Below are 26,937 nucleotides of genomic sequence, written 5' to 3'. Positions count from 1 at the left end.
CGGCGGCCGGCCCGCACCGGCCGCGTGCGCCGGGACGTGGCGGATGGCTCGTCCGGCCGAGACGGTGGAGCCGGACGGCGACCGGTCCGGAGGCGCGCTGTGCCTGCCGCGGCCCTGGGCACGAGAAGACGGGCCGGACAGACCGGACGCCTTCCGGCCGGCCGGGACCCAGCATCGTCGTGCCGTACAGGCCGGCACCTGGGCCGGACAGCCCCTGCCGGTGCGGCCGGCGGTCCCCGGACGACCGCCCGGGAAGGGGCCCAACGGCCTTGTGTACGGGGGCGTTCGGCCCACGTGCACAGGCCGGGCAGCCCGCTAGCGTCCGGGCGTCTCGGAGACAGCCCCGGCCGGGCGGACCGGCCGCGGTACCGGACGGCCCCGCATGCCCGTCACGAGCGCGCGGCTCCCGGCAGGAATCCCGGCAGGAATCCCGACAAGAGAGGAGCGCCCGTGCTCGCCGCCGACACGCCCGCCCCACCCCGGTCCGGCAGGCGTACGGGCCTGCTGATGACCGTCACCGGTCTGGTCGGCTGGTTCGCCTCCTTCCAGCTGACCGTCATCGACTGGCGCGTGCTGAAGGACCCGGCCTACCAGCCGCTGTGCGACATCAGCCCGGTCGTGGGCTGCGGCAGCGCCATGTCCAGCCCGCAGGGCAATCTGTTCGGCTTCCCCAACATGCTGCTGGGGCTGAGCGCGTTCGCCGTGGTCGCCGTGCTGGGCGTGGCCGTGCTGTCGGGCACGCGCCTGAGCCGGTGGCTGTGGCTGGCGCTGAACGCCGGTGCGCTGACCGCGGTGGTGTTCGTGCACTGGCTGATGCAGGTCTCGCTGTTCGAGCTGAACCGGATCTGCCCGTACTGCGCCGTGGTGTGGGCCGTGACCATCGCGCTGTTCTGGTACGTCACCCTGCACAACCTCCGCGACGGCGTGATCCCCGTGCCGGCCCGCGGCCGCGCTGCGCTGCGCCTGGTCCTGGAGACGCACTGGATGCTGCTGGGCGCCTGGTACGGCCTGATCGCGACGCTGTTCCTGACCCGGTTCTGGTCCTACTGGAGCACTCTTCTGTGACCGGCCCGGACCGTCGGACCGTCGGTCAGGCGGGCCGTCGGTCAGGCGGGCCGTCGGTCAGGCGGGCCGTCGGTCAGGCGGGCCGTCGGACCACCGCATGTGGGGCCGGACGGCCCTCGCACGCCGGGCCGGACGGCCCTGTCGGGCACCGGCGCCGCGATGATCTCCTTGAGGGGACGGGGAGGACCCGGACAGACGCGGGGAAGCAGCCCGGGAGCTGCGCACCGCGCAATCAGGAGCCGCGAGAAGCGGTTGAGGCCCTCCCCGTCAACACTGCCCGCACTGCCCGCGCACCGCCCGCCCGGATATCCTCGCGATCACAGTCGAGGTGGCCGAGGTACAGGACAAGGGGTGGGGCATGGCCGGGGAACCCGTGCGATGGGGCATTCTGGCGACCGGGGGGATCGCGGCGGCGTTCACCGCCGACCTGGTGGACCTGCCGGACGCGGAGGTCGTGGCCGTGGCCTCGCGCAGCGGCGAGTCGGCCCGGATCTTCGCGGAGCGGTTCGGCATCCCGCGTGCCTACGGCGACTGGGACGCGCTCGCCCAGGACGCCGACATCGATGTCGTCTACGTCGCCACCCCGCACTCGGCGCACCGGGCCGCCGCCGGGCTGTGCCTGGAGGCGGGGCGGAACGTGCTGTGCGAGAAGCCGTTCACGCTGAACCTGCGCGAGGCCGAGGAACTGGTCGCGCTGGCGCGGCGGAGCGGAAGCTTCCTGATGGAGGCGATGTGGATGTACTGCAACCCCGTGATCCGCCGCGTCGCGGCGCTGGTGCGGGACGGGGCGATCGGCGAAGTGCGCGCGGTACAGGCCGACTTCGGCATCAGCGGACCCTTCTCGCCCTCGCACCGGCTGCGTGACCCGGCGCAGGGCGGCGGCGCGCTGCTCGACCTGGGCGTCTACCCGGTGTCGTTCGCGCAGTTGCTGCTGGGCGAGCCGGCGGACCTGACGGCGCAAGCGGTGCTGTCGGCGGAAGGCGTCGACCTGCAGACGAGCGCCCTGCTGTCGTGGGACACCGGCGCGCAGGCGCTGCTGCACTGCTCGATCGTCGGCGACTCGCCGAGGACCGCGTCGGTGACCGGTTCGCGCGGCCGGATCGAGCTGCCGCACTCCTTCTTCCACGCCGACCGGTTCGTGCTGCACCGCGACGGGCACGCGCCCGAGGAGTTCACCGCCGACCCGGCCGACGGGCGGGTCGACAGCTTCCGCCACGAGGCGCTGGAGGTCATGCGCGCCGTTCGGGCCGGTGAGACCGAGTCGCCGATGGTCCCGCTGGACGGCACGCTCGCCGTCATGCGGACGCTCGACGCGCTCCGGGAGCGCATCGGCGTCCGCTACCCCGGCGAGACCGGCGAACCCGCGCTGACGCCCGCCTGAACCGCGCCCTCGCGCGCGTCGTCCCGGGCCGGGGCACGCCGTTCGTGGGCGCGCCCCCGGTCGGCCGTGCCCCCGGCCGGGCCCCCGGCCGGGCCCTCCGCCGCGACCGGGCGCGCGGGTGGTCGCCTCGGTGGGACCCGCCTGGGTGGGACCCGCGTCGGAGGGCGGGTGGCCGGATCCGCGGCACCCTCCCCTGGGTCGCGGTCCGGCCCGCTCAGGGGCTGTCCGGGCGTCTGCCGGAGTCCCCTCCAGGGTGCCCCTCGGCGGTGCCCGGCGCCGCGACCGCTCGGTCCCCGTCCGGGGTCGGGCAGCCCCCTGCGCGTCGGGCGGGAAGCGGTACGCGGCCTGCCGGGTCGGCGCGCGAGGTGTGCGTGAGGGCGGCGGCCGCGAGGAGCGCGCCGAGGGCGGTGAGGACGGTGCCCCGCCAGCCGACGGCGGCCAGCAGGGGCGCCGCGACGGCGGTGCCGACGGCGCCGATCATGAAGTAGAGCACGAGATAGACGCTGTTGAGGCTGCCGGAGCGCCGCGGGTCGAGGGCGATGACGCGGCTCTGGTTGGCGGCCTGGGCGGCGAAGCAGCCGGCGTCGCACAGGGCGAGGCCGGCGGCCGTGACCGGCGGGGCGTTCAGGCCGGTGGCGAGCAGGGCTGTTCCGCACGCCGCCGCCAGCAGCCCGGCGGTGATCACGGCGCGGGGAGCGTGACGGTCGGCGAGCCGTCCGGTCACCGGGAGCACGGCGAGGCCGAGGAGCCCCGCCAGGCCGTACATGCCGATGGCGGTGGGGCCCAGGGAGTACGGCGGCTGGGCCAGGGCCAGCGCGAGGGCGACCCAGACGACGTTGAAGGCGAAGTACCACAGCCCGCCGGCGGCGACCGCGTGGCGCAGCGGCGGGTGGCGGCGCAGGAGCGGGGGCAGCGCGGCGAGCGTGCGGCGGTAGCCGCGGTCGGTCCGCGGCCGCTGCCGGGGCAGGAGCGCCGCCGCGGCGACGGCGACGAGCAGGGCCAGGGCCGCGGAGGCGAGCAGCATCCGCCGCCAGCCGAGGAGGTCGGCGAGCGCGCCGCCGGTCAGACGGCTGAGCAGGATGCCGGCCGACAGACCGGCCGCGACGGTGGCCACGGCACCGGCGCGCCGCCCGGGCGGGGCGTGCCGGCCCGCGATGGTCCCGGCCTGGGCGGCGACGCTCGCCGCCGCGCCGATGAGCAGGTAGGCGGCCAGCAGCACGGGGGCGCCGGGGGCGGCCGCGGCGACGGTGAGGGCGGCGGCCAGGGCGATGAGCTGCGCGGGGATCAGGCGCGCCGGGGCGAGGCGGTCGGCGAGGGGCAGCAGCAGGGCGAAGCCGGCCACGCACCCGGCGAGCGCGGCGGTCGGCACGAGGCCGATGACGGACAGCGGGACGCCGAGGTCGGCCGCGACCTCGGTGAGGGCGGGCTGCAGGGCGTAGTTGTCGGCGATGGCCACGCCGGCGAGCCCGGCGAGCAGCAGCGTGCCGCCCCGGGGCAGGGGGCGGGTCACGGCCGGACGTCGCGGGCGAGGACGACGGCGTACCGGCAGGCGGTGCCGGTGGTGTTGGCGAAGACGCGCTCGGCGGGCTCGCCGAGTTCGATGGTGTCGCCGGCGTGGAGCTCGTGGACCGTGTCACCGTCGTGGAAGGTCAGCCGGCCGTCCAGGACCCAGACGACCTGCCGGACGAACGCGAAGGCCGCGGCCGGGTAGGGCACGCGGGCACCGGCGGGGAGGCTGATCTCGGCGATCTCGGCGGGGAAGCCGGGGCCCGTGATCTGGCGGCGCCGGTAGCCGGTGGCGGGGTCGCGCCACTCGGCCGCGTCGGCCCGGCGGCGTACGCCCGGCGCGCCGGGCGCCTCGTCCTGCGCGCCCTCGGCGAGCGCGAGCAGGGAGGCGACGCTGAGCTGGAAGGCGGCCGACAGCTTGCCGAGGACGACGGCGGTGGGGCTGGACTCGCCGCGCTCGATCCGGCTGATCATCGCCTGGGAAACCCCGGAGGCCTCGGCGAGCTGGGCCAGCGTCCACCGGCGCCGTTCACGCTCTGCGCGGACCCGGGCGGCGATCCGGTCGACCAGGGGATCTACTATGTTGGACATGAATCCACTATATGAGAGGCAGCGGGCGGTGACCGTGCGCCCCGCCCGGCCGGAGGACTCCGAGGCCGTCCGCGCGATCCGCAACCACGCCGTCGAGCACTCGACGGCCCTGTGGACGCTGACCCCGCTCTCCGCCGCCGAGGGCGACGCCTGGCTCGCCGCCCACCTGGAGCGCGGCTCGGCGTTCGTCGCCGAGGTGGCGGGCGAGGTGGCCGGATTCGCGGTCTTCGGGCCCTGGCGGCAGTTCGACGGCTACCGGCACACCGTGGAGGACTCGGTCTACGTCCGCGAGGACCGGCAGGGGCTCGGCATCGGGTCGGCGCTGCTGGGCGCGGTCGTCGCCGCGGCCCGCGAGGCCGGCCACCACGTCGTGGTCGCCGGGATCGAGGCCGGGAACACGGCCTCGATCCGGCTGCACGAACGGTTCGGGTTCCGGCACGCCGGCACGGTGCCGGAGGTCGGCACCAAGTTCGGCCGGTGGCTCGACCTGACGCTCATGCACCTGCCGCTGAGCTGAGCCGGGCCGCGGACCGCTCAGCTCTCGCCCGGAACGGGCTGAGCCGCGGTGCGGGGAGCCCGGCGGGGGCGGCGGAACGCCCACTCCATCCGGGGTTCCACCACGAAGCGGAACAGGCGCCGCACCGGCGCGGTGCACAGCAGCGTGACGGTCGCGGCGGCCGCCAGGGTCACCACGACCGCGCCCGCCGGCCGGTGGATCCAGGCCGGCGCGTACCAGCCCCAGGGCTTGGATCCCTGCACGACGAAGCCGTGCAGCAGATAGCCGTACAGGGTGCCCGCGCCCAGTGCGGTGAACCACGTCCGGCGGCCCGGCACCCAGGACAGGAAGCAGGCGACGAGCACCGTCGAGCAGCCGAAGAGCGCGAGCGTCATCACCGGGCCGTACCAGGCGGGAGCGCCCAGTTCCTCGGCGCTGTCGCGGTGGAACAGCCAGGCGTAGTCCCACCTCGGGGTCATCAGGTACACCACGGTGAGGGTGCAGGCGAACACCGGGAGGGCGAGCAGCCGCGTCCGCCACCGCCGCACCCGGCGGAAGTGCTCCGGCCGCAGGCACAGGCCGAGCACGAAGTACGGCAGGAACTGCAGGGTGCGCTGCAGGTCGAGGTCCTCGCCGATGGACGGCGAGAGGGTGGCCAGCATCGCGACGGCGAGCGCGAGCGGCAGCGGCCACCGCACCGCCTTCCAGACCGGAGTGGTCAGCCGCCAGACGAACAGCGCCGCGAGGAACCACGTCAGGTACAGCGGCTCCAGCAGGGTGACCGCGCGGTCGGGGGCGTGGTCGGACCACCGTGTGAAGAGGGTGTAGGCCACCTCGAAGACGACGTACGGGACGGCCACCGAGGTGATCAGGCGCCTGATCCGCGCGGGGGACGCGTCGAAGGTGCGCGAGAAGTAGCCGGAGACGACGATGAACGCCGGCATGTGGACGGCGTAGACGACGGTGTAGAGCGCGGTGACGGTCCGGCTGCCGTGCCGCAGCGGCTCCCAGGCGTGCCCGATCGCGACGAGCACGATCGCCAGGTACTTGGCGTTGTCGAAGAACGCGTCCCGCCGCTGTCCGCTCCCGCCGGCGGCCGCGGGCGGCGCGGCCTGTGGTTGCGGGGAGCCGCCCGGCGGCGGCTGCGTTCGACCGGTGGCTTCCTCCCGCACGAACCCGGACAGACCCAACACCCCTCACCTCGACGCGCACCGGGGAGACGCCGGCAGGACGCTCCAGGCATCCTGATGACCCCGTTCCGGCGGCTCAAACCCGGGCGCGGACCGGACGCCGTCCGCCGCCGCGGCCTTGCGGGCGGCGGCGGACGGCGTTCGCGGTGCGGGTCCGGTCAGGCACCGACGTAGGCCGCCAGATGCTCGCCGGTGAGGGTGGAGCGGGCGGCGACGAGGTCGGCGGGGGTGCCCTCGAAGACGATCCGGCCGCCGTCGTGGCCGGCGCCGGGGCCGAGGTCGACGATCCAGTCGGCGTGCGCCATGACCGCCTGGTGGTGCTCGATCACGATGACCGACTTGCCGGAGTCCACCAGCCGGTCGAGCAGGCCGAGCAACTGCTCGACGTCGGCGAGGTGGAGGCCGGTGGTGGGCTCGTCGAGGACGTAGACGCCGCCCTTGCCGGCCATGTGCACGGCCAGCTTCAGCCGCTGCCGTTCACCGCCGGACAGGGTGGTCAGCGGCTGGCCGAGGGTGAGGTAGCCGAGGCCGACGTCCGCGAGCCGGTCCAGTACGGCGCGGGCGGCCGGGGTGCGCGCCTCGCCGGCGCCGAAGAACTCCCGGGCCCCGGCCACCGGCATCGCCAGCACCTCGCTGATGTCCTTGCCGCCGAGGCGGTACTCCAGCACCGACGGTTGGAACCGCTTGCCCTCGCAGTCCTCGCACGGGGCGGCGACGCCGGCCATCACGGCCAGGTCCAGGTAGACGACCCCGGCGCCGTTGCAGGTGGGGCAGGCGCCCTCGGAGTTGGCGCTGAACAGGGCGGGCTTGACGCCGTTGGCCTTCGCGAAGGCCTTGCGGACCGGGTCGAGCAGGCCGGTGTACGTGGCGGGGTTGCTGCGCCGCGAGCCCTTGATCGGGCTCTGGTCGACCGACACCACCCCCGCCCCTGCGGGGATCGATCCGTGCACGAGCGAGCTCTTGCCGGAGCCGGCGACGCCGGTGACGACGACCATGACGCCCAGCGGGAGGTCCACGTCGACGTCGCGCAGGTTGTTCGCCGACGCGCCGCGGATCTCCAGCGTCCCGGTGGGTTTCCGCACCGTGTCCTTCAGCCTCGCCCGGTCGTCGAGGTGGCGTCCGGTGACGGTGCCGCCGGAGCGCAGTTCCTCGACGGTGCCCTCGAAGCAGACGGTGCCGCCGCCCGCGCCGGCCCCCGGCCCGAGGTCGACGACGTGGTCGGCGATCGCGATCGTCTCCGGCTTGTGCTCCACGACCAGCACGGTGTTGCCCTTGTCGCGCAGCCGCAGCAGCAGGTCGTTCATCCGCTGGATGTCGTGCGGGTGCAGGCCGATGGTGGGCTCGTCGAAGACGTAGGTGACGTCGGTGAGCGAGGAGCCGAGGTGGCGGACCATCTTCACGCGCTGCGCCTCGCCGCCCGACAGCGTGCCCGCCGGCCGGTCGAGCGAGAGGTAGCCGAGCCCGATCTCGGTGAAGGAGTCTAGGGTCCGCCGCAGCGCGTCGAGCAGCGGCGCCACCGACGGCTGAGACAGCCCGCCGACCCATTCGGCCAGGTCGCGGATCTCCATGGCGCAGGCGTCGGCGATGCTGACCCCCTTGATCTTCGACGACCTGGCGCCCTCGCTGAGCCGGGTGCCGTCGCACCCGGGGCACGTGGTGAAGGTGACCGCCCGCTCCACGAACTCCCGGATGTGCGGCTGCATCGCCTCCTTGTCCTTGGCGAGCATGGACTTCCGGATCCGCGGGATCAGGCCCTCGTAGGTCATGTTGATGCCCGCGATCTTCATGCGGGTCGGCTCGCGGTGCAGGAAGTCGTGCCGCTCCTGCTCGGTGAACTTGCCGATCGGCTTGTCCGGGTCGTAGAAGCCCGACTCGCTGTAGAGCCGGTGGTTCCAGCCGCCGCCCTTGTAGCCGGGGACGGTGATCGCGCCCTCGTTCAGCGACTTGGAGTCGTCGAACAGCTGGGTGAGGTCGAGGTCGGTGACCGTGCCCCGGCCCTCGCAGCGCGTGCACATGCCGCCGGTGCGGGTGAACGTGGCCTTCACGGCCTTGCTGTCGCCGCGTTCGACGGTGATCGCGCCGCTGGCCCGCACCGAGGGGACGTTGAAGGCGTACGCGCTGGGCGGGCCGATGTGCGGCTCGCCGAGCCGGCTGAAGAGGATGCGCAGCATGGCGTTGGCGTCGGTGGCGGTGCCGACCGTGGAGCGGGGGTCTGCGCCCATCCGCTGCTGGTCGACGATGATCGCGGTCGTCAGCCCGTCGAGGACGTCGACCTCGGGCCGGGCCGGCGTCGGCATGAAGCCCTGCACGAAGGCGCTGTACGTCTCGTTGATCAGCCGCCGCGACTCGGCGGCGATGGTGTCGAACACCAGCGAGCTCTTGCCCGAGCCGGAGACGCCGGTGAAGACCGTCAGCCGGCGCTTGGGGATCTCGACGCTGACGTCCTTGAGGTTGTTCTCACGCGCGCCGTGCACGCGGATCAGGTCGTGGCTGTCGGCGACGTGCGGCGCGGGCGACTGGGCGTCGGTCTTCTCGGCCATGCTGTTGCTGTCTCCATCCGTAGCTCGGGACCGCCATGGCCGTCAGGCTAGGTGGGGAGGGGCGGCGCGCGCTTCTCCATTCCTGACCGAAGGCGCCGGTTCGCATTCGCCACGGTTCGCCACCCCTTCCCCGGCATACAGTTGTCCACCAGCATGAACGGGCGGGTACCGGCCGCCCCGGCCGGGAAGGGCCGGTTCCCGTTCGTGCGGGCACACGGATCGCGGAGGGACACCATGCAGACCGCCACGCGGCAGGCCATGGAATGGCTGGCGGCCGCCGCGAACGACCCCCGGGAGTGCAAACGGCAGTGGCACGGCGAGTCGGGCGTCGCGGTGCTGGGCTGCGGGCGGTTCTGGGACGTGCTGAGCGTGCCCGAGGACCTGGCGCTCCCGGCCCTGGACGCGCTGCTGGGCATCCCCCAGCCGCCCGGGCCCGCGCTCGCCGACACCGTCGCCCGCCGGGTGGCCTTCTTCCTCCCGCCGGATCCCGCGGGCCGCTGGATCGGCTCCGGCGTCCGCTACTCGGGCCGGGGCACCTGGGTCGCGGTGCCCGCGCCGCACCGGGCCGTCGGCCGGCTGCGCTGGCTGGTCCCGCCCGACGGCTCGGGCGCGCTGTTCGTGCCGGCCGCGGTGGAACTGGCCCTGCAACTGACCGCCGGCCGCGACACCGCGCCCCGGACGAGGCCGGACCACCGGTGCCCCACCTGCGGCGGCCCCCTCCTCGACACCCGCCCGGGAGGCGGCGACGGCCCCGGCTGACACGCCACGCCGACCCGGTCACGGGCCAGACCCGTCACCGCACGGGCGCGACACCGCCCGGGTGGTGCACCGGCCGGGCGCGGCACCGCAGGGCCACCTCGCACGCACGGGTGCGTCACCGGCCTGCGCGGCACCGCACGAGTGCTGGAGCGGCACCGCCGGCTGACGTACCGGGCAGCAGGGCCGGCGCCCAGGGGTCGCACACGTCGCAGTCGACTTCGGTGCCCGCACTCGGCAGGCGCCGGCGCCTCCGGTCACCAGGGCGCTTCGCCGGGGAAAACACGTCGTCGCGGCAGTCATGGCACGTCCGTTGCTTCAGCAGCCGGTCCTCGGGGGGCGCGTAGACGGTGAGACCGGCTTCGCGCAGCGTGTCGGCGACCGCCTCGGCCGCGCGCGGTGCGTGGTCCGGCGCGGCCCCTCCCCGGGCCCGGTCGGCCGCGATCCACCGGACGGGTACCCGGCAGGCCCCGGCGACACGGCGCGCGGCGGCACGGGGCGGCCCTGCCGCGGGCGGTGACGGGGCGTCGGGCAGGATGGAGGCATGAGCGTAGTGAAGATCAACGTCCTGACCGTGCCGGCCGAGCAGCGGGAGACGCTGGAGAAGCGGTTCGCCTCCCGCGCCCACGCCGTGGAGGGCTCCGACGGCTTCGAGTGGTTCGAGCTCCTCCGCCCGGTGGAGGGCACCGACCGGTACCTGGTCTACACCCGGTGGCGGGACGAGGAGTCGTTCCAGGCCTGGATGGAAGGGCCGATGAAGGCCGCGCACCAGGGTGGCGGCGAGGGCGGCGAGCGGCCCAGGCCGGCCGCCTCCGACTCCACGGTGTGGTCCTTCGAGGTGGTGCAGCAGGCCGGGCCGAAGAGCGCGTGAGCCGCGGGCCGGGCGCGGCTGCTCCGCGTCCGGCCGCCGGCCCACCCCGGTCCGGCGCACCCCGCTCCGGACCGGCGCGCCCCGCTCCGGACCGGCGCGCCCCGGTCCGGACCGGCGCGTCCCGGTCCGGTCCTGCCGGGGCGGCTGCCCGAGGCGTCGCACGTGCAGGGCATCGTCACGCACGGCGGCACGGCCACGAACATCGTGCCCGAGTACGCGGAGGGCCGGTTCGGTCTGCGGGCGGCCACCACCGGGGCGCTGGACGACCTCGCCGGGCGGCTGCGCTCCTGCGCCGCGGGTGTCGCGCAGGCCACCGGCACCACCGTCGCCGTCGAGCGCGCCACCGTCCGCTACGCGCACTTCCGCGACAGCGAGGCGCTGTCCGAGCGCTTAGCGGCGCATCTCTCCCGCGCCGGTGTCGACCTCACGCCGCCCCGGCCCGGCGTGTACCTGGGCTCCTCCGACATCGGCAACGTCAGCGGGCTGGTGCCGGCCATCCACCCCTTCGTCGCGATCACGGGTGAGGACGGCTCCGACCACACGCCCGAGTTCGCCGCGGCGGCGGCGTCGGACCGGGCCCGCCGGGTGCTCGCCGCGGCCACGGAGGCGCTGTCGTGCACGGCGGCCGACGTCCTGCGCGACGCGGCCCTGCGCGCCGCCGCCTGGCGGGCGCACCGGGCGGAGGCGGCCGGACCGGCCCGCTGACCCGGCGGTACGCATCCACGGCATGGATGCGGCGGATACGGGATTCGGATCGCGCGAAGGATGGCGGCCCGGGCCAGGACGACCCATAGTCGTCACTGCCCGCACGCCCGCTGTCCGGACCAGCCGCCACTGTCCGCGACCGGCCGCCGGTGTGCGGCCGTCCTCAGCATGCCGTGCGCCGTCGGCGCCCGAGACCGGCATGCCCGCTCCCGCACACCGTCCCTGGAGTCGCCATGCCCGGTTCCGTCCCGCTCCCGCCGTCCGCCGCGGCCGACGACGCCGTCGCCGGGCCGCCGCCTGTCGGCGTCTCGGGCCCGGCCCACCTGCTGCGCGTGACGCTGCTGATGGCGGGCAGTTGTCTGCCGATCCTGGGCGCGGTGCTGATCGCCCCGGTGCTGCCGAAGATGCAGGACCACTTCGCGTCGGTCCCCGGCGCGAAGGCGCTGGTGCCGCTCGCACTGACCGTGCCGGCGCTGGCGCTGGCGCTGCTGGCGCCGTTCGCCGGGCTGATCGTGGACCGGCTGGGCCGCAAGCGCCTGCTGATCTGGGCGACCCTGCTGTACGCCGTGTTCGGAACCGCCCCGCTGTGGCTGGACTCGCTGGGCGGCGTCATCGCCAGCCGCGCTCTGGTCGGTGTCGCGGAGGCCGCGATCATGACCTGCTGCACCACGCTGATCGGCGACTACTACAGCGGCCGGCGCCGGGTGCGCTACCTGGCGCTGCAGACCATGTGCGCCTCCGCGTCGGCCACGGTGTTCTTCGTGCTCGGCGGTGCCGCCGGTTCGGCGGGCTGGCGGGCGCCGTTCTGGGTGTACGCCGTGAGCCTGGTGCTCGCCCCGCTGATGGCCGCGGCGCTGCCCAGCCCGGCGGCCGGCACGCCGGCCGAGGCGTCGTCCGGCACGCCGGCCGGTGACGCCCCTGCCGGGACCGGGACGTCGCGCCCGTTCCCGTGGCGGCGGATGGCGGGCATCTGCGCCCTGACCTTCTTCGGCGCGATGGTCTTCTACACCGTCCCGGTGGAGATGTCGTACCTGCTCGACGACCTCGGCGTGGAGAGCTCCGGCGTGATCGGACTGGCCACCGCCGTCGCGAGCGCGGCCACGGTGGGCGGAGCGGTCACGTTCGCGCGGCTGAAGCGCTCCCCCGACCCGATGCTGCCCGCCGTCCTCGCGCTCTGCGCGCTCGGCTTCGGCGTGATGTTCCTCGCGGGCGGCGCCCCGCTGCTGGTCGTCGGAGCGGTGGTCAACTGCGTGGGCACCGGCATGCTGCTGCCCGCCCTCCTCACCAGCGCGATGTCCCGCCTGGCGTTCGAGGACCGCGGCCGGGGCACGGGGCTGTGGCTGGCGGCCTTCTTCGGCGGCGAGTTCGTCTGCCCGCTCGTGCTGCTCGCCGGGGAGGCCGCGGTCGGCACCCTCGCCGGCGCGGTGGGCACGCTGGGACTGGCCTCCGCCGCCGTCGCGGCAGGCCTCCTGGCAGCCCGCCGCCGCGCGGGCGCCACCGCTGCCCGGCCGCTTCCCGAACAGGCCGCCTGAGTCGCACAGCCCGCCTGAGCCATATAGGGAGTGGGTCGCGGGCCACCGCTGGAGGTGGCCCGCGGCCCACTCCCGTACCACGGCTGTGCTCACCGCCTGTCAGATGCCCGCGCCCACCTCCGCCGCCTTCTGCCGGAGCCAGATGTGGCCCGCGTCCTGGGCGTGCACGGGGTGCCACCACAGGGCCTCGCGTACCGGTACGGCCTCGAAGGGACAGGGCAGGACACGGACCGCGGCCGAGCGGACCGCGATGCGGGCCAGGCGTTCCTGGATCATCGCGACCCGGCGGGTGCCCTCGACCATGTGCGGCAGGAGCTGGAAGGTCTGCACGGACACCTCCACCCGCGGGCTGATGCCGATCATGCTCAGCTGGCGGGCGGCCGGGGCGTCGTAGGGGCGCTGGTAGACGGCCCAGGGAAGGCGGGCCAGGTGGTCGAGGGTGAGCTCGTCGCCGACCTCCGGATGGTCGTCGGCGATCATGCACAGCCAGCGGTCCTGGCAGAGGTCGACGGTGGGGAAGCCGTCGATGACGCCGTGCGGCATCAGCAGGCCGTCGACGGTACTCAGCACGGTCGCCGCGTTCTCCACCGCCGAGGGCGCCGGGTGCTGGAAGGTGAGCCGGATGCCGGGGGCCTCGTCGTGCAGGGCGCGGGCGAGCGCGGAGCCGAACACGGCGGCGCCGTAGTCGGAGGCGAACAGGGTGAACTCGCGCGTCTCGGTGGCCGGATCGAAGTCGGCCTGGCTGGAGAAGACCCGTTCCAGCAGGTCGCACGCGGTGGCGCTGCGGTCCCGCAGGGCCGCCCCCAGCGGCGTCAGCTCGTAGGCGTTGCCGGTACGGGCGAGCAGTTCGTCGTCGAAGTGGCGGCGCAGCCGGGCCAGCGCCGCGCTCATCGCGGGCTGGCTCAGTCCGACGCGCTCGCCGGCCCGGGTGACGTTGCGCTCCTCCAGCAGCGCACGCAGGGCGACGACCAGGTTGAGGTCGAGTCGGGAGAGGTTCACCGGGATACCACCTAGCGGGCGAGAAGCCATCAACACCGTGGATTCGGTCCATCCACAACATTGATTTCCGTGATCAGCAGCTTGGAGGCCAGAGTAGACCGCATCCCAGCAGGAGGAAATCTGATGGCAACGCTCGCGCAACCTGCCGGCCCGTTCGCGCTCGGCACGCTCTCCGCCCAGGACGGCAGGCCGTTCCCCGGCCTGGTCGTCGCCGACCGGGTACTGGACCTCGGCCGGGCCCTGGACTGGGGCCCGTCCGGGACGCGCGCCGTGCTGGAGCGGTGGGAGGAGACGCTTCCCGTCCTGCGCTCCCTCGCCGCCGCCGACGGGCCCGGCTGGCGACCGCTGGCGGACCTGCGGGTGCACGCGCCGGTCGAGCCCCGCCAGGTGTTCCAGTCGGGCGCGAACTACCGGCAGCACGTGATCGACCTGCACGTCGCCCACCGCGCCCCCGGCGACGACCGGCCCGACGCGGAGCGGCGCGCCGAGGCGGCGGAGCTGATGGACCGGCGCGCGGCGGAGGACCTGCCGTACGTCTTCATCGGGCTGCCGAGCGCGATAACCGGCCCCTACGACGACGTCGTCCTGCCCGCGTGGGCCGAACAGCCCGACTGGGAACTGGAGTTGGCGGCCGTGATCTGCAGGCCCGCGCACCGGGTTCCGGTCGAGGAGGCGCTGGAGCACGTCGCCGGGTACACGATCGCGAACGACCTCACCGACCGCGCCACCGTCTTCCGCCGGGACATGCCGCAGATCGGCACCGACTGGCTGCGCAGCAAGAACGCGCCCGGCTTCACCCCGCTCGGCCCGTGGATCGTGCCCGCCGAGTCCATCGCCCACCCCGATGACCTCCAGGTCACGCTCAAGCTCAACGGCGAGACCATGCAGGACGAGTCCACCAAGGACATGATCTTCAGCGTCGCCCGGATGGTGTCGGACGCCTCCCAGACCGCCCGGCTGCTGCCCGGCGACCTGGTGCTGACGGGCAGCCCGTCCGGCAACGGCATGCACTGGGGGCGGCTGCTGCGCGACGGCGACGTCATGGAGGGGTCCATCACCGGGCTCGGCGTCCAGCGCAACCGATGCGTCGCGGAGACGTCGGCATGAGCCTGGACCGCACCGACCCCGAGGGCGCGATCGCCGAGGCCGCCAAGGCGTACTCCAACTGGGGACGCTGGGGCGAGGACGACGTCCTGGGCACCCTGAACTTCCTGGACGAGGCCAAGCGGCGTGAGGGCGCCGCGCTGGTCCGGCGGGGCGCAAGCTTCTCGCTGTCGCAGTCCTTCGACATGAACGGGCCGCAGAAGGGCTGGCGCCGGCGCACCAACCCGGTGCACACCATGCTCGACACCGGCACCGACGCCGCCCTCGGCAGGCAGGGGTTCCCGCACGGCATCGGCGGCGCCGACGACGTGATCGCGATGCCGCTGCAGTGCTCCACCCAGTGGGACGGGCTCGGCCACATCTTCGACCACGGCAAGGCGTGGAACGGGCGCAGCGCGGACCAGGTCGTCACCTCCGACGGCGACCTCGTCACCGGCATCGAGCACATGGCGCCGCACGTCGCCGGGCGCGGCGTCCTGCTCGACGTGGGCCGGGTGATCGGCTCCGGCGGGGAACTGCCCGACGGCTTCGCGATCACCGAGGAGCACCTGACCGCGACCGCCGAGGCCCACGGGGTGACCGTCGGCCGCGGCGACATCGTCCTCGTCCGCACCGGGCAGCTCGCCCGCGCCCGGCGCGAGGGGTGGGGCGACTACGCGGGCGGGCCCGCGCCCGGGCTGTCGTTCACCACGGCGGGCTGGCTGCACCGCACCGAGATCGCCGCGATCGCCACCGACACCTGGGGCTTCGAGGTACGGCCCAACGAGTTCGAGCACGCCTTCCAGCCGCTGCACCAGGTGGCCATCCCGAACATGGGGCTGCTGATCGGCGAGATGTGGGACCTCGACGCGCTCGCCGAGGACTGCGCGGCCGACGGTGTGCACGAGTTCTGGCTCACCGCCGCTCCCCTGCCCATCACCGGCGCCGTCGGCTCCCCCGTGAACCCCGTCGCCGTGAAGTAGCCCCCGGATGAGCCGGGTCGCCGTCACGTGACCCCGCACAGCCGCCGGATGTGCCCTTCCCGGACAGCAGCGGCACATCCGGCCTCCGTCCCCGGCCCCGGCCCCCGTCCCCGTCCGCACCACGTCCGCACCCATGGCCCGCGTCCGCCGCGGGCGAGCCGCATCCCCGCCGCCCGAAGCCGCGCGGCCCTACCCGGGAGGTTTCCCGACATGGCAGACAGCCCCACTCTCCACCGGCCGCCGGCCGGGGGGACCCGCACCGTCCTCGTCGTCGGCGGAGGCACCTCCGGCAGCGCCCTGACCGTCCTGCTGCGCCGGGCGGGGATCGCCGTCGACCTGGTGGAGGCGAGCCCCGACTGGAAGGCCGCCGCCGGCTCCGGCATCACCCTGCAGGGCAACGCGCTGCGCGTGCTGCGGGAGGTGGGCGTCCTGCCGGGCGTGGAGAAGTACGGGTACGCCGCCGAGGGCGTCGCCATCCTCACCGCCGACGGCACCGTGCTGCACGCCCACGAGGAACTGCGCACCGGCGGCGACGACCTGCCCTCCCACATCGGCATGCAGCGGCCCAGGCTGCAGCAGCTCCTCATCGAGCAGGTCCGCGCCTCGGGCACCGACGTCCGGCTCGGCGTCCGGCCCACCGCCCTCGACCAGGACGGCCAGGGCGTGGACGTGACCTTCTCGGACGGCACGAGCCGCCGCTACGACCTGGTGGCCGGCGCCGACGGACTCGGCTCCGCCACCCGCGAGATGATCGGGATCACCGACCGGCCCGAGCCCACCGGCATGGGCATCTGGCGCGCCCCCGCCCCCCGCCCGGCCGGCGTGCGCCGCACCGAGATGGTCTACGCGGGCCCCTGTTTCATCGCCGGGTACTGCCCGACCAGCGAGGACACGGTGTACGCCTACCTCGTCGAGCGGGCCCGCGACCGGGCCACGCTGGACCCGGCGGCGTACGCCGACGAGATGCGGGCGCTCAGCGCGGGCTACGGCGGCGCGTGGGACGAGATCCGCGCCGCGCTCACCGACCCGGACGTCGTCAACTACACCTGGTTCGACCGTCACCTGGTCGAGGGCCCGTGGCACCGCGGCCGGGTCGTGCTGGTCGGGGACGCCGCCCACTGCTGCCCGCCCACCCTGGCCCAGGGCGCGGCGATGTCGCTGGAGGACGCGCTCGTCCTCGCCGAGCTGCTGACCACCCGCGACGAGTGGGACGACCGGCTGCTGACCGACTACCACGCCCGCCGGCTGCCCCGGGTGCGCATGGTCGTCGACGCCTCCATGCAGCTCGCCACGTGGCTGCGGGACGGCGTGCGCGACGCGGACGTACCCGGGCTGATCGGCCGCACCATGACCGCGCTGAAGGAACTGCCGTGACCGATCCCCGGCGGACACCGACCGTCGACGTCCACGCCCACCTGCTGCTGCCGGAGGTCGAGGAGGTGGTCGGCGGCCAGGCCGGCCTCGCGCGGGCCCGCAATCTCGACGCCCGCCGCAACGGCCCGGCGGCCCTGGCCGTGAGCGGTCCCATGGTCGGCGCGCGCGTGCCGCGGCTCACCGATGTCGCCGTGCGCCTGGCGGCCATGGACGCGCAGGGCGTCGACGTCCAGCTGGTCAGCCCGTCCCCGTCGCACTACCACTACTGGACCGATCCCCGACTCGCCGCAACGGTCTGTCAGTTGGCGAACGAGGGCACCGCCGCGCACTGCGCGAAGGCGCCCGGCCGGCTGCACGGCCTCGGCCTGGTCCCCCTCCAGCACCCCGATCTCGCGGCCGAACTGCTCGACCACGCGCTCCAGCAGGGCCTGCGGGGCGTGGAGATCTCCTCGCACGCCCCCCGTCCGGACGGCACCCGGGAGGTGGAGCTGTCCGACCCGCGGCTCGACGGCTTCTGGGCGCGCGCGGAGGAGACCGGGGCGCTGGTCTTCCTGCACCCCTTCGGCTGCACGCTCGACGAGCGGCTCGACCAGTGGTACCTGTCCAACACCGTCGGCCAGCCCACCGAGAACGCGGTCGCGCTCTCGCACCTGATCTTCTCCGGTGTCCTGGACCGCCATCCGGACCTGAGGCTGATCGCGGCGCACGGCGGCGGCTACCTGCCCACCCACATCGGCCGCTCCGACCACGCCTGGCGGGTGCGCCCCGACGCCCGCGGCTGCGCCCGGGAGCCCAGCAGCTACCTCAGGCGGCTGTACTTCGACTCCCTGGTCCACGACCCGCACGTGCTCAGGGAGCTGGTGCGCGTGGCGGGCCCGGACCGGGTGCTGCTGGGCTCCGACTTCCCCTTCGACATGGGCACCGAGGACCCGCTCGCCGCGCTGCGCGCCGCACGGCTGGCCGACGCGGACTTCGACGCCGTACGAGGCGGCAACGCCGCCGCCCTCCTCCAGGAAGGACTGACACCATGAGCGCACGGCTGCTCACCCATCTGCGCCACGTCGACCTCGCCGTACCGGACTACGACAGGCAACTGGACTTCTACGCCGGCGTCTGGGGCCTGACCGAGGTCGCCGAGGACTCCGGCATCTCCTTCCTGGCCGCCGAGGGCTCGCCCGAGCAGTACGTCGTACGGCTGCGCAAGGCCGACGAGAAGCGCCTCGACCTCGTCTCCTACGGCGCCGCGAGCGCCGCCGACGTCGACACGCTCGCCGAGCGGCTGCTCGCCGGGGGCGTGGAGTTGATCTCGCAGCCGGGCAAGGTGGACACCCCCGGCGGCGGCTACGGCTTCCGCTTCTTCGACGTCGACGGCCGCACCATCGAGGTCTCCGCCGATGTCGAGGTCAGGCGGCACCGCAAGATCGAGGAGAAGGAGTCGATCCCGGTCAAGCTGTCGCACGTCGTCCTGAACTCCCCCGACCTGGACCGGACGAAGGACTGGTACGAGCGCCACCTCGGCTTCCGCCTGTCCGACACGCTCAGCTCCCCGCACATGGGCGAGGTCATGCACTTCATGCGGATCTCCAATCAGCACCACTCCATGGCGCTGGCGAAGGGCCCGCACACCTCGCTGCACCACATCTCCTTCGAGATGCGCGGCATCGACGAGTACATGCGCGGCTCCGGACGGGTGATCCGCGCCGGGTTCAAGAAGATCTGGGGCCCGGGCCGGCACATGGCGGGCGACAACACCTTCACCTACTTCCTCGACCCGCACGGCAACACCGTCGAGTACACCACCGAGCTGGAGCTGCTGGACGAGGACACCTGGCACCCCCACGTCTACGACTTCTCCCAGCCGGAAGTCACCGACCAGTGGGGCACCGCCAACCCGATGAACGAACTCGTCGCCAAGGAGTCGTTCAACGACCCCGACCGCGGCTGTTTCGTCGCCCCGCCGGTCTGATCCGTCCCCTCCCCGACTCCGGGGGCGCGGCACGTTCTGTCAACGCCCTGACTGCCGCCGCGCCCCCGGTCCCGTGCCCCGTGCCCCGTGCCCTGCCAGGAGCCCTCCCATGCGTTTCGCCGCCTACGAACACCGGCATCACACCCGTGTCGCCGTCCTCGACGAGGACGACACCCTCCGGCCGGTGCCCGGCGTCCGCTCGCTCACCGAGATCGTCGCCGCCGGGGGCGGACTGCGGTCGCTGCTCGACCTGGGCGCCGCCACCCTCGACGTCCCGCCAGGACCCCATGTCTCCGAGGTCCGCCTGCTGCCTCCGCTGCGGCCGTCCTCCGTACGGGACTTCGTCACCTTCGAGGAGCACGTCGAGGGCGTACGCCGGTCCGTGGACGGCACGGCCGGGGTGCCCGAGCAGTGGTACGCGGCCCCGACCTTCTACTTCACCAACCCGCACGCCGTCTTCGGCGCGCACGACGACATCCCCGTGCCGCCCGGCTCGGCCGCCCTGGACTTCGAGCTGGAGGTCGCGGCGGTCATCGGCCGGGAGGGCCGCGACCTCACGCCCGAGCAGGCCCGCGACCACATCGTCGGCTACACCGTCTTCAACGACTGGTCCGCGCGCGACCTGCAGTCGGCGGAGATGCGGGTGGGCCTCGGCCCGTGCAAGGGCAAGGACACCGCCACCACCCTCGGACCGTACCTGGTGACCGCCGACGAGCTGGAGCCGTACCGGGACGCCGACGGCTTCCTGCGGCTGGCGCTGACCGCGGAGGTCAACGGCGAGGTGGTCGGCTCCGACCTGCTGTCCAACATGAGCTGGACCTTCGAGGAAATGGTCGCCTACGCCTCCCGCGGCACCCACGTCGTGCCCGGCGACGTCCTCGGCTCCGGCACCTGCGGCAACGGCGGCTGCCTCGCCGAGCTGTGGGGGCGGCGCGGCGAGCGGACCCCGCCGCCGCTGAAGCCCGGTGACACCGTCACCCTCACCGTCGAGGGCATCGGCACCGTCTCCAACACCGTCGTCCCCGGCGTCGAGCCGGTGCCGCTGCCCGCCGGCCGGCGCCGCTCGCGGGAGCGGCCGTGAGCGGGGCGCACTCCAGGAGGCTGGAGGGCAAGGTCGCGCTGATCTCCGGGACCGCCCGCGGCCAGGGGCGGGCCGCGGCGCTGCGGTTCGCCGCCGAGGGCGCGCTCGTCGTCGGCGGCGACCTGCTGCACGAGGAGGCCGTCGAGACCCAGCGGATCGTCGCCCGCGAGGGCGGCACCGCTCTCACCCCCGGCCCGCTGGACGTCACCGACGAGGACTCGGTGCGCTCCTGGGTCGAGGAGGCGGTGGACGCCTTCGGCGGCGTCGACATCGTCTACGCCAACGCCGGCGCCGTCCGTTTCGGGGCGATCGACAGCCAGCCGTACGCGGACTTCGCGTTCACCATGCGCGCCGAGCTGGACTCGGTGTGGCTGACCGCCCGCGCCGCCTGGCCGCACCTGGTCGCCGGTGGTGGCTGCATCCTCACCGTCGGCTCCACCGCCGGGCTCACCGGCTCCCTCACCAACCGGCGCACCGCGCACTCTTCCTCCAAGGGCGCTGTGATCGCGCTGACCCGGCAACTGGCCGCCGAGGGCGCCCCGTACGGCATCCGCGCGAACTGCGTCAGCCCCGGAATGATCGACACCGCGGGCTCGCGCGGCAACCTGCCGGCCGAGGACCATCCGATGCGCTCCATCGCCCGCCACATCCCGCTCGGCCGCCTCGGCGCGCCCGACGACGTCGTCAACGCGGCGGTCTTCCTCGCCTCCGACGAAGCCGCCTACATCACCGGCGCCAACCTCGTCGTGGACGGCGGCTGGTCCACCGTCCTGCCCGGCGCCACCACCTGAAGGGAACCCAGTTCGTGAACAAGGTCCGCGCCGGCGCCGCCGAGGCGGTCGCCGACATCCCCAGCGGCGCCTCGCTGGCCGTCGGCGGCTTCGGCCTGAGCGGCGTCCCCGAGGTGCTCATCCAGGCGCTGCACGCCCAGGGCGCCACCGGCCTCAGGGTGGTGTCCAACAACTGCGGCGTGGACGGCCGCGGCCTGGGCGTGCTGCTGGCCGACGGCCGCATCGCCCGCGTCACCGGCTCCTACGTCGGCGAGAACAAGGAGTTCGCCCGCCAGTACCTGTCCGGCGAGCTGGAGGTCGAGCTGGTCCCCCAGGGCACCCTGGCCGAACGCCTGCGCGCCGGCGGGGCCGGCATCCCCGCCTTCTACACCCCGGCCGGCGTCGGCACCCAGGTGGAGCAGGGCGGCCTGCCCTGGCGCTACGCCCCCGACGGCTCGGTCGCGGTCGCCTCGCCGCCGAAGGAGACCCGGGACTTCGCCGGCCGCACCTGCCTGCTGGAGCACGGCATCACCACCGACTACGCCCTGGTCCGCGCCTGGCGCGGCGACCGGCACGGCAACCTCGTCTTCCGCAAGGCCGCCGCCAGCTTCAACCCGCTCGCCGCGATGGCCGGCCGGGTCACCGTCGCCGAGGTGGAACAGCTGGTGGAGCCGGGCGAGCTGGATCCGAACGAGGTCCACCTGCCCGGCGTGTTCGTGCAGCGCGTGGTGGAACTGACGGCCGCTCAGGCCGCCGACAAGCACATCGAGAAGAGGACGGTGCGTTCCTGATGGCCTGGACCCGCGAGCAGATGGCCGCCCGCGCCGCCGCCGAACTCACCGACGGCTCCTACGTCAACCTCGGCATCGGCCTGCCCACCCTGGTCCCCGGCCACGTTCCGCCGGGCGTGCGCGTCACCCTGCACTCCGAGAACGGCATCCTGGGCACCGGCCCCTACCCCACCGACGACGAGACCGACCCCGACCTGATCAACGCGGGGAAGGAGACCGTCACCGTGCTGCCCGGCGCGTCCTTCTTCGACTCCGCCCTCTCCTTCGCCATGATCCGCGGCGGCCACATCGACACCGCCGTCCTGGGCGCCATGCAGGTCTCGGCCACCGGCGACCTCGCCAACTGGATGATCCCCGGCAAGATGGTCAAGGGCATGGGCGGCGCGATGGACCTGGTGCACGGCGCCCGCCGCGTCGTCGTGCTGATGGAGCACACCGCCAAGGACGGCACGGCGAAGATCCTGAAGGAGTGCACCCTCCCGCTCACCGGCCGGCGGTGCGTGCACCGCGTCATCACCGACCTCGGCGTCCTCGACGTCACCGAGGACGGCCTCGCCCTGGTCGAGACGGCGCCGGGCGTCACCGTGGCGGACGTCGTGGCCCGCACCGACGCGCCGCTGCGCCTGGACGCCGTCACGGCCGCCCGCTGACCACACGCGCCCGGCCGGCGGGCCGGGGCCGGGTACGGCGCCCGCGGCCGCCGCGGCGGTGTGTCGGGCCCCGCCCGCCGCCTGCCCGCGCGTCCCGGCGACCGCGGCGGCCGGCTGCTGCCGCACCTCCTCGGGCAGCGGGGTGCCCCGCACGATGTCCACCGCCGCGCCGCACGCCCCGCCTGGCCCAGAGGGCCGGCGTGCCCGGGAGAGACCGGCCGTCGCACACGGCCCCGTCTCCCCCGGCGGGCCCGCGCGGGGCCGGTCGGCGCCCCGCGCGGGCGCGTGGGTCACGCGTCGTCGACCGGTCCGGTGCCGAGGCGGACGTTGTCGATCGCCCAGAACCAGTTGTTCCCCGCGTTGTACAGCCGGAAGTGCACCTTGACCGAAGTGGCTCCGGACGGGACCGCGAAGGAGAGGTCGACCAGCCGGTTCTGCTGGTCCTGGCCGCTGTTGGTGTTCCCCGAGGCCGCGCTGGAGTAGTGCAGCACGCGCATCGCCCGGCCGGAGTCGAACTCGACCGTGACCTCGGCCTCCTGCGGGCTCTCCTGGCGGTAGTGGGAGTCGAAGCCCAGGTGGAGGGTCGAGGTGCCCGGCGGAACGGCGACCGCGGGGGTGGTCAGCGTCGAGTCGAACCGTCCGCGGCTCGCCGGGCTGCCGGTGTCGTCCCAGTCGTCGGCGTCGGCGACCGCGACGATCCCGAGGCTCCGGCTGAAGCCCGGCCGGTCCTGCCCCGCCGGGAACCAGAACTGCTTGGAGAGGAAGGACCAGCCCTGCAGTTCCCTGGTGCCCTGCGGCATCGTCGACGCGTTGGTGACCGTCCAGCCCTCGGGCGCGGTCCGGGTCCAGCCGGCCAGGCCGGGGCGGCTGAGGTCGACGGCCGGCGCCAGGGACCGGGCGAGGGACTCGAAGTCCTCGGCGAGCAGGTAACCGGTCATGACGGGGCCCACCCCGGCGGTCAGGGACGCCGTCTGCTGCTTGGTCCGCCCGCCCAGGCTCGCGGTGACGGTGGCCTTGACCGTGGCGGACGTACGGGCGGCCGACACCGGCGCGACGACATCCCACGTCAGCGCGACGGACGAGCGGGCCGGCACCGTGGCCGGCGCGGGCGCCGACGGGGTGGCGGTCCAGCCGTCCGGCAGGGTGAGGGTGCCCGCCAGGCCGGTGAGCGGGGCGCTGCCGGCGTTGGTGACGGTCGCGGTCACGGTGCGCGGTTCACCCGGTGAGAGCACCGTACCGTCGGTCTTCGGCGAGGCCGACGGACTGGTCAGGGCCACGGTCATCGCGTCGGCGACCTTGCTGCGCACGCGCGCGTCGGCGATCTTCAGCAGACCGTTGCCGTCCGCGTAGGCGGCCACGATCAGGCTCCCGACGGTGGCGTCGGCGGCCGGGGTGACCGTGAAGCGGACGTCGGCGGATTTCCCGGCGGCCAGTGACCGCGGCGCGGACCCGGACCGCTCGACCGTCCAGCCGGCGGGGGCGAGCAGGGTGGCCGTGAGGCGGGCCAGCCCGGCCGCGCTCCGGTTCGTCAGGGTGACGACGACCTCGGCCGGGCTGCCCTGGGCGAGCGGGGTGTCCAGGGACGGCAGCGGCTCGGGCAGGGTGATCGAGGCGGCGAGCGCCGGGAGCGTGCCGGTGGCCGGGTCGGTGACACCCCGCTTGCCGTCGGCCGGGCGGCCGGTCATACGGCGCAGGAAGCCCGGGTCGCCCTTGTCGACCACGACGATGTCGTACCAGCCGTGGCGGGCGAGACGGACCGGCACGGTCTGCTTCTGTCCGGGCGCGAGGGTGACGGTCCGTACGTGGTCGCCGGCGTCGCGCGGGTAGACCGACTCGCCGACGAGGAGCGTCCGGGTCGTCGAGGAGGGATTGGCGCAGTGGACCATGACCTGGCCCGCTCCGGCCTGCTCGGCCAGGTACGCCTCGGCGCCGGCGCCGGCGCCGCGCAGTTCCCACGTCGACCAGCCGGGGCCGCGCACCTGGAGGTCGTAACCGTCGGGCCCGTGGGCGATGGTGTCCACGGTGCTTCCGCCCGCGGCGACCGTCCAGGTCCGCGGCTCGCCGGCGTCGCCGGGGTACGCGGTGACGGTGGCGGCCGCGGTGCCGGTGTTGCCGAGCCGCAGCCGGACCCGGCCGTCGGTGACATCGGCGCGCAGCGACAGGCGGTACGGCAGGGGACGGGTGGGGCGGGTGCCCGTCTCCTGCTCCGGGAGCGTCTGCTCCTTCGGCGGAACGGGGTTCCACCGGCCGACCGGCGCCGGTACCGGGCCGGGCTGCTCCACCTCGGGCTGCGGGTGGGTGCGGTGGAAGTCGAAGACGGAGGTGAGGTCGCCGAAGACACTGCGGCGCCAGGCGCTGATGTTGGGCTCCCGGACCCCGGTCCACCGCTCCATGAAGCGGATCACGGAGGTGTGGTCGAACGCCTCGGAGGAGACGAAGCCGCCCACCGTCCACGGCGAGACGACCGTCATCGGCACGCGCGGGCCGGGGCCGATCGGGCGGCCGTCGAACCAGTCGTCGCTGTTGCCGGAGTCGGGCTTCGGCGCGACCGGGGCGGGCACGTGGTCGAAGTAGCCGTCGTTCTCGTCGAAGTTGATGAACAGCACCGTCTTCGACCAGGTCTCGGGGTCGCTCGCGAGGGCGTCGAGCAGGTCGTAGACGAGGTTGGCGCTGCCGACCGGGGTGGAGGAGCCGGGGTGCTCGGAGAGCGCCGCCGTGGGTACCACCCAACTCACCCTGGGGAGCGTGCCGTTCTTGATGTCCGCCGTGAGCCGGGGGATCAGGGTGTCCGGCTCGGAGCGGTAGGCGCCGCGCAGGAAGAGCCGGCGCTCGGCCTCGGTCAGCGAGTCCACGCCCTGCTGGAACTGGGCGAGCGCTTCCTGCCGTTGCGCGGAGGTCTTGCCCCAGAGGCTGTCGTAGAACTGCTCGGTGGTGGAGTACTGCCCGCTGACCTTGGAGAGGATCTTCCGGCCGATCCGCTTCCACGGCCGGAAGTATTCGACCGCGTTGTCGGTGAAGTTGTCCCACTCCTGGTAGATCTGCCACGAGACCCCGGCCGCCTCCAGGCGCTCGGGGTAGGTGGTCCAGTCGTATCCGGCGTGGGTGTAGGAGTAGGCGGCGTTGGTGACGGCTCTGTTCACGCCGTCCGGCTCGAAGCCCGTGGTGCCGGTCCACAGGTAGTTGCGGTTGGGGTTGGTCGAGCCGTACACGGAGCAGAAGTAGGAGTCGCAGATGGTGAACCGGTCGGCCAGTTCGTACTGCAGGGGTATGTCGCGCCGGTCGTAGAAGGCCATGGTGCTCTGGCCCTTGGCGGCGATCCAGTCGTCCCACCAGCCGTCCGAGCGTGCCTGGATGCCGTCCGGGAAGCCGTGCGGGAGCGAGCCCAGGTACTGGATGTCGCTCTCCGGGCGGCCGGCCTCGACCGCCGCCTGACGGGCCGAGAAGGGAAGGACGTCGCCGCCGGCCCGGGGCTGCCTGAAGACGTCGGCGCCGCCGGGCAGGCGCAGGGGGGTGCGGTCACCGAAGCCGCGCACGCCCTTGAGGGTGCCGAAGTAGTTGTCGAAGGAGCGGTTCTCTTGCATCAGCACGATGACGTGCTCGATCGCGTTCATGCCGCCGCGCGGCATCGGCGCGGCCATGGCCTTGAGGAGCGACGGGGGCAGGAGGGACAGCGCGGTACCACCGGCGAGAGCACCGAGGATCCTGCGGCGGGAGGTGTCGGACATGCTGCGGAGACTATGGCTCCGAAACGGGGCCCAAGAAGCCTCCGCGACAGGGCTTCGCCCACTGTTCACGCGGAGGCATCCGGCGTTCGTCCTGGTCACACGGCGGGGTTCGGCGGACGGCGCGCGGGACGGCGGTCACGCGGCGGTGGCGGAGCGCCGCCCCGTTTCGCCCACGGGCGACTCGCCCTCACCGGCCCGGAGTTCGGGAGACGAGGGCCGGGTACTGCCGCCCGTCCGGCGCGGCAGCGCGGCCGCGGCGGGCGGCGTCAGCCGCTGCCCTGCGGTGCCTCGCGGGGACCCGGGCGGACGTCGAGCAGCCGCTCGACACCCGCGATCCGCATCACCTGGTGGGCCAGCCGGTGATGCACCACGACCCGGAGGGCCTTGCCGCGGTAGACCGCCTCGGCGCGGACCAGCTCCAGCATGCTCACACCGGCGGCGGTGACGATGGGCGTCCGCACGTCGACGACGACACACGGCTCGGGACACCGGCGGACCAGCTCCGTCAGCTCACGGCCCACCTCGCCCGCATTGGCTATGTCGACGACCACGTCGAGTGTGATCACCTGCCGGCCGGACGCGCGCCGCGTCGTCAACATGTATGGCTCCCATGCAGCCTTGATCCTGGGGCGGGCGCCGCATGAAGCAGCCCGCCGCCGGCGGCAGTCGTGCCGCGTGCGCCGCCGTGTTGTCAGGCGGGTACCCAAGCGGAAGGAGACGTACTCCTCCGGTTTCCGGCCGGAAAGGGACGGCGGCGGCCGCGGCCCGGCGGGAGCCGGCCGGACGGTCCTAGTACTGCAACGACACTCCGTGACGTGGAGTGTTGCGCGTCGTTGGTCACTTTGTGACGGGAGAGATAGCTGACGAGTGGTCAGTTCTGTT

The 26,937-nt window shown here is 74.1% G+C and carries 22 protein-coding genes and 1 pseudogene; 16 read left to right on the top strand and 7 right to left on the bottom strand.

Annotated elements, in window-relative coordinates; genetic code table 11:
* Positions 1-450 precede the first annotated feature (450 nt).
* Together ACH4ZX_RS26560 and ACH4ZX_RS26555 are read left to right on the top strand one after the other, a co-directional pair.
* Entirely contained in the window at positions 451-1,065 is a 615-nt protein-coding gene (locus tag ACH4ZX_RS26560) for a vitamin K epoxide reductase family protein (RefSeq protein ID WP_398277582.1), read from the top strand.
* A 358-nt stretch (positions 1,066-1,423) separates the two neighbouring features.
* The gene (locus ACH4ZX_RS26555; RefSeq protein ID WP_398277861.1) at positions 1,424-2,446 is read left to right on the top strand and encodes a Gfo/Idh/MocA family protein; all 1,023 of its coding nucleotides are present in this window, start codon (positions 1,424-1,426) and stop codon (positions 2,444-2,446) included.
* Positions 2,447-2,660: 214 nt separating this feature from the next.
* On the opposite strand, the gene ACH4ZX_RS26550 is transcribed toward ACH4ZX_RS26555, so the two are convergent.
* Together ACH4ZX_RS26550 and ACH4ZX_RS26545 are read right to left on the bottom strand one after the other, a co-directional pair.
* Positions 2,661-3,956, bottom strand: coding sequence for an MFS transporter (locus tag ACH4ZX_RS26550; RefSeq protein WP_398277579.1), 1,296 nt, complete (start codon positions 3,954-3,956; stop codon positions 2,661-2,663).
* Complete coding sequence (locus ACH4ZX_RS26545; RefSeq protein ID WP_398277576.1) at positions 3,953-4,543, bottom strand: helix-turn-helix domain-containing protein; 591 nt, start codon at positions 4,541-4,543, stop codon at positions 3,953-3,955. The genes ACH4ZX_RS26550 and ACH4ZX_RS26545 overlap by 4 nt, the downstream gene beginning before the upstream one ends.
* On the opposite strand from ACH4ZX_RS26545, the gene ACH4ZX_RS26540 reads away from it, so the two are divergent.
* Positions 4,542-5,060 (top strand): GNAT family N-acetyltransferase, encoded by a 519-nt coding sequence (locus ACH4ZX_RS26540; protein ID WP_398277573.1) that lies wholly within the window; start codon positions 4,542-4,544, stop codon positions 5,058-5,060. The two genes, ACH4ZX_RS26545 and ACH4ZX_RS26540, sit on opposite strands and share 2 nt — an antisense overlap.
* Before the next feature lie 17 nt (positions 5,061-5,077).
* Here ACH4ZX_RS26540 and ACH4ZX_RS26535 read toward each other — a convergent pair whose 3' ends face one another.
* Together ACH4ZX_RS26535 and ACH4ZX_RS26530 are read right to left on the bottom strand one after the other, a co-directional pair.
* The gene (locus ACH4ZX_RS26535; RefSeq protein WP_398277858.1) at positions 5,078-6,211 is read right to left on the bottom strand and encodes an acyltransferase family protein; all 1,134 of its coding nucleotides are present in this window, start codon (positions 6,209-6,211) and stop codon (positions 5,078-5,080) included.
* Positions 6,212-6,387: 176 nt separating this feature from the next.
* On the bottom strand, positions 6,388-8,769 hold the full coding sequence (locus ACH4ZX_RS26530) for an ATP-binding cassette domain-containing protein (protein WP_398277570.1): 2,382 nt from the start codon (positions 8,767-8,769) through the stop codon (positions 6,388-6,390).
* Between the two features lie 234 nt (positions 8,770-9,003).
* Here ACH4ZX_RS26530 and ACH4ZX_RS26525 point away from each other — a divergent pair, with 234 nt between their 5' ends.
* The 4 genes and pseudogenes from ACH4ZX_RS26525 to ACH4ZX_RS26510 all read left to right on the top strand — a co-directional run bounded on the left by ACH4ZX_RS26525 (position 9,004) and on the right by ACH4ZX_RS26510 (position 12,633).
* Positions 9,004-9,528, top strand: coding sequence for a hypothetical protein (locus ACH4ZX_RS26525; RefSeq protein WP_398277567.1), 525 nt, complete (start codon positions 9,004-9,006; stop codon positions 9,526-9,528).
* 541 nt (positions 9,529-10,069) lie between these two features.
* Entirely contained in the window at positions 10,070-10,396 is a 327-nt protein-coding gene (locus ACH4ZX_RS26520; RefSeq protein ID WP_398277564.1) for an antibiotic biosynthesis monooxygenase family protein, read from the top strand.
* Positions 10,397-10,537: 141 nt separating this feature from the next.
* Positions 10,538-11,101, top strand: a pseudogene (locus ACH4ZX_RS26515) (amidohydrolase); the annotation flags it as partial.
* A gap of 233 nt (positions 11,102-11,334) precedes the next feature.
* Positions 11,335-12,633 carry an MFS transporter gene (locus ACH4ZX_RS26510; RefSeq protein ID WP_398277561.1) on the top strand — a complete coding sequence of 433 codons (1,299 nt, stop codon included), beginning with the start codon at positions 11,335-11,337 and terminating at the stop codon, positions 12,631-12,633.
* A 99-nt stretch (positions 12,634-12,732) separates the two neighbouring features.
* Here ACH4ZX_RS26510 and ACH4ZX_RS26505 read toward each other — a convergent pair whose 3' ends face one another.
* Complete coding sequence (locus ACH4ZX_RS26505) at positions 12,733-13,632, bottom strand: LysR family transcriptional regulator (protein ID WP_398277558.1); 900 nt, start codon at positions 13,630-13,632, stop codon at positions 12,733-12,735.
* A gap of 123 nt (positions 13,633-13,755) precedes the next feature.
* On the opposite strand from ACH4ZX_RS26505, the gene ACH4ZX_RS26500 reads away from it, so the two are divergent.
* The 9 genes from ACH4ZX_RS26500 to ACH4ZX_RS26460 all read left to right on the top strand — a co-directional run bounded on the left by ACH4ZX_RS26500 (position 13,756) and on the right by ACH4ZX_RS26460 (position 22,330).
* On the top strand, positions 13,756-14,739 hold the full coding sequence (locus ACH4ZX_RS26500) for a fumarylacetoacetate hydrolase family protein (protein ID WP_398277555.1): 984 nt from the start codon (positions 13,756-13,758) through the stop codon (positions 14,737-14,739).
* Positions 14,736-15,698 (top strand): cyclase family protein, encoded by a 963-nt coding sequence (locus ACH4ZX_RS26495; RefSeq protein ID WP_398277552.1) that lies wholly within the window; start codon positions 14,736-14,738, stop codon positions 15,696-15,698. Before ACH4ZX_RS26500 ends, ACH4ZX_RS26495 begins: the two co-directional genes overlap by 4 nt.
* A gap of 210 nt (positions 15,699-15,908) precedes the next feature.
* A complete protein-coding gene (locus ACH4ZX_RS26490; protein WP_398277549.1) occupies positions 15,909-17,072 on the top strand; it encodes an FAD-dependent oxidoreductase in 1,164 nt (387 codons plus the stop codon).
* Entirely contained in the window at positions 17,069-18,103 is a 1,035-nt protein-coding gene (locus ACH4ZX_RS26485; protein ID WP_398277546.1) for an amidohydrolase family protein, read from the top strand. The genes ACH4ZX_RS26490 and ACH4ZX_RS26485 overlap by 4 nt, the downstream gene beginning before the upstream one ends.
* Positions 18,100-19,038, top strand: coding sequence for a VOC family protein (locus ACH4ZX_RS26480; protein WP_398277543.1), 939 nt, complete (start codon positions 18,100-18,102; stop codon positions 19,036-19,038). The genes ACH4ZX_RS26485 and ACH4ZX_RS26480 overlap by 4 nt, the downstream gene beginning before the upstream one ends.
* A 109-nt stretch (positions 19,039-19,147) precedes the next feature.
* Positions 19,148-20,119, top strand: a complete 972-nt coding sequence (locus tag ACH4ZX_RS26475; RefSeq protein WP_398277540.1) for a fumarylacetoacetate hydrolase family protein — start codon at positions 19,148-19,150, stop codon at positions 20,117-20,119.
* Complete coding sequence (locus ACH4ZX_RS26470) at positions 20,116-20,910, top strand: SDR family NAD(P)-dependent oxidoreductase (RefSeq protein WP_398277537.1); 795 nt, start codon at positions 20,116-20,118, stop codon at positions 20,908-20,910. Before ACH4ZX_RS26475 ends, ACH4ZX_RS26470 begins: the two co-directional genes overlap by 4 nt.
* A 14-nt stretch (positions 20,911-20,924) precedes the next feature.
* On the top strand, positions 20,925-21,680 hold the full coding sequence (locus tag ACH4ZX_RS26465; protein ID WP_398277534.1) for a CoA transferase subunit A: 756 nt from the start codon (positions 20,925-20,927) through the stop codon (positions 21,678-21,680).
* Positions 21,680-22,330, top strand: a complete 651-nt coding sequence (locus ACH4ZX_RS26460; protein ID WP_398277531.1) for a CoA transferase subunit B — start codon at positions 21,680-21,682, stop codon at positions 22,328-22,330. Before ACH4ZX_RS26465 ends, ACH4ZX_RS26460 begins: the two co-directional genes overlap by 1 nt.
* 290 nt (positions 22,331-22,620) lie before the next feature.
* Here the strand turns inward: ACH4ZX_RS26460 and ACH4ZX_RS26455 are convergent, their stop codons facing one another.
* Together ACH4ZX_RS26455 and ACH4ZX_RS26450 are read right to left on the bottom strand one after the other, a co-directional pair.
* Positions 22,621-26,055 (bottom strand): phosphocholine-specific phospholipase C, encoded by a 3,435-nt coding sequence (locus ACH4ZX_RS26455; RefSeq protein WP_398277528.1) that lies wholly within the window; start codon positions 26,053-26,055, stop codon positions 22,621-22,623.
* A 266-nt stretch (positions 26,056-26,321) separates the two neighbouring features.
* Positions 26,322-26,654: a hypothetical protein gene (locus tag ACH4ZX_RS26450; RefSeq protein ID WP_398277525.1), complete on the bottom strand. Its 333-nt coding sequence runs from the start codon at positions 26,652-26,654 to the stop codon at positions 26,322-26,324.
* Between the last annotated feature and the right edge of the window lie 283 nt (positions 26,655-26,937).

The sequence above is a fragment of the Streptomyces sp. NPDC020490 genome (genome assembly GCF_044335305.1).
GTDB lineage: Bacteria > Actinomycetota > Actinomycetes > Streptomycetales > Streptomycetaceae > Streptomyces.
The sequence above is the reverse complement of the archived record's forward strand: the minus strand, read 5'-3'. Positions and strand labels throughout refer to the sequence as shown.

Bases quoted from the DNA above. Each gene is read 5' to 3' on its own strand.
- ACH4ZX_RS26555 (WP_398277861.1), top strand. From the start codon at position 1,424: ATGGCCGGGGAACCCGTGCGATGGGGCATTCTGGCGACCGGGGGGATC.
- ACH4ZX_RS26540 (WP_398277573.1), top strand. From the start codon at position 4,542: ATGAATCCACTATATGAGAGGCAGCGGGCGGTGACCGTGCGCCCCGCC.
- ACH4ZX_RS26545 (WP_398277576.1), bottom strand. From the start codon at position 4,543: ATGTCCAACATAGTAGATCCCCTGGTCGACCGGATCGCCGCCCGGGTC.
- ACH4ZX_RS26530 (WP_398277570.1), bottom strand. From the start codon at position 8,769: ATGGCCGAGAAGACCGACGCCCAGTCGCCCGCGCCGCACGTCGCCGAC.
- ACH4ZX_RS26525 (WP_398277567.1), top strand. From the start codon at position 9,004: ATGCAGACCGCCACGCGGCAGGCCATGGAATGGCTGGCGGCCGCCGCG.
- ACH4ZX_RS26520 (WP_398277564.1), top strand. From the start codon at position 10,070: ATGAGCGTAGTGAAGATCAACGTCCTGACCGTGCCGGCCGAGCAGCGG.
- ACH4ZX_RS26510 (WP_398277561.1), top strand. From the start codon at position 11,335: ATGCCCGGTTCCGTCCCGCTCCCGCCGTCCGCCGCGGCCGACGACGCC.
- ACH4ZX_RS26500 (WP_398277555.1), top strand. From the start codon at position 13,756: ATGGCAACGCTCGCGCAACCTGCCGGCCCGTTCGCGCTCGGCACGCTC.
- ACH4ZX_RS26495 (WP_398277552.1), top strand. From the start codon at position 14,736: ATGAGCCTGGACCGCACCGACCCCGAGGGCGCGATCGCCGAGGCCGCC.
- ACH4ZX_RS26490 (WP_398277549.1), top strand. From the start codon at position 15,909: ATGGCAGACAGCCCCACTCTCCACCGGCCGCCGGCCGGGGGGACCCGC.
- ACH4ZX_RS26480 (WP_398277543.1), top strand. From the start codon at position 18,100: ATGAGCGCACGGCTGCTCACCCATCTGCGCCACGTCGACCTCGCCGTA.
- ACH4ZX_RS26475 (WP_398277540.1), top strand. From the start codon at position 19,148: ATGCGTTTCGCCGCCTACGAACACCGGCATCACACCCGTGTCGCCGTC.
- ACH4ZX_RS26460 (WP_398277531.1), top strand. From the start codon at position 21,680: ATGGCCTGGACCCGCGAGCAGATGGCCGCCCGCGCCGCCGCCGAACTC.
- ACH4ZX_RS26455 (WP_398277528.1), bottom strand. From the start codon at position 26,055: ATGTCCGACACCTCCCGCCGCAGGATCCTCGGTGCTCTCGCCGGTGGT.
- ACH4ZX_RS26450 (WP_398277525.1), bottom strand. From the start codon at position 26,654: ATGTTGACGACGCGGCGCGCGTCCGGCCGGCAGGTGATCACACTCGAC.